This window comes from Candidatus Saccharimonadia bacterium, from assembly GCA_035544015.1.
In the GTDB taxonomy this organism is placed as follows: domain Bacteria; phylum Patescibacteriota; class Saccharimonadia; order UBA4664; family UBA4664; genus UBA5169.
The window spans coordinates 1-1,350 of sequence record DATKIP010000006.1; the positions used below are offsets into that span (position 1 = coordinate 1).

Here is a 1,350-nt window from a genome sequence, read left to right on the forward strand (position 1 = left end):
GATTTCCGAATCGCTCGCGAAATGATTCAACCTGGCAACCGGAGGGCGGTTTGTCATGGGTCGAGCGATTGCAGTGAAAACAGACTATTCGGGCGCCGAAGTTCGCCGTTTGGCCAAACGGACGAAGGACGCGGCGCAGGCACGTCGGCTTCTGGCGGTCGCTGCGATCCTCGACGGAGCATCGCGGGAAGAGGCGGCGAAAGCTGGTGGTATGGACCGCCAGACGCTGCGGGACTGGGTGATCCGCTTCAACGAACAGGGACCGGACGGTCTGATAAACATTGCTTCCCCAGGTGCTCCCGCCAAGCTCGACGAGGAGCACAAGGCATTTCTGGCCCGGATCGTAGATGAAGGCCCAACCCCCGCAATCCATGGTGTCGTGCGCTGGCGGGCCTGCGATCTGATCATGCGGCTATACGAGGAGTTTGCGCTCTCGGTATCGGACGACACCATCTACCGGGCCATGAAAGAACTGGGCTTTTCGCATGTGAGTGCGAGGCCGAAGGCCTACAAGCAAGACGCGGAGGCGATGGACGCGTTTAAAAAAACTTTTCCGCACGCGTCGCCGAAATCCGCAAGGAGCTCGCACCGAGCACATCGGTAGAAGTGTGGTTCCAAGACGAGATGCGGGTTGGCCAAAAGAACAAGATCACCTACCGCTGGGCCAGGACGGGTTCACGTCCGCGAGCCGATCACGATCAACGCACCCAATCGGCCTATCTGTTCGGTGCAGTCTGCCCCGAACGCGGAACTGGCGCAGCCCTCGTGCTGCCGGCGTGCAACACCCAAGCCATGCAGCTTCACCTCGACGAAATCGCAACCGAAGTCGCCCCCGGCGCTCACGCCATTCTCATCCTCGATCAAGCCGGATGGCATGGCGCAAAAGACCTCAGGGTTCCACGCAATATCTCGCTCTTGCCGCTGCCGCCGCGCTCGCCCGAACTCAATCCCCAAGAAAACATCTGGCAGTTCATGCGTCAAAATTGGTTGTCGAACCGCGTCTTTAAATCCTTCGACGACATTCTCGATCACTGCTGCTACGCTTGGAGGACGCTCATCGATCAACCCTGGAAAATCATGTCTATCGCTCGCCGCGATTGGGCAGCCGTCGGTCAGTCAATCTGAGGATTGGTATTACGGCATCGCGCTCGTCCATGCCGGCCTCGGTCAGAACGATGCCGCCTTCGCGTCGCTCAACAACGCTTTCGACGAAAGATCGAACTGGCTGGTCTGGTTGCGCCTCGACCCGCGTTGGAACGGACTACGCTCCGATCCGCGATTTACGCAGTTGGTCAGCCAAATGCGATTTCCGCAGTAGTAAGTAGGTGAGTGGGCGCCAATGATGTCCAG

Annotated in this window: 2 protein-coding genes; one reads left to right on the forward strand and one right to left on the reverse strand. The window is 59.0% G+C overall.

Annotated features, from left to right (window positions below):
- Positions 1 to 55: 55 nt before the first annotated feature.
- Positions 56 to 1,125 (forward strand): IS630 family transposase gene (locus VMT30_00045; GenBank protein ID HVQ43346.1). Its coding sequence is split into 2 segments (ribosomal slippage): positions 56 to 560 and positions 560 to 1,125, totalling 1,071 coding nucleotides; the frame shifts between segments, so codons are not numbered across the junction.
- 42 nt (positions 1,126 to 1,167) lie between these two features.
- Here VMT30_00045 and VMT30_00050 read toward each other — a convergent pair.
- The coding region (locus VMT30_00050) for a hypothetical protein (protein ID HVQ43347.1) at positions 1,168 to 1,350 on the reverse strand (183 nt) is incomplete at its 5' end.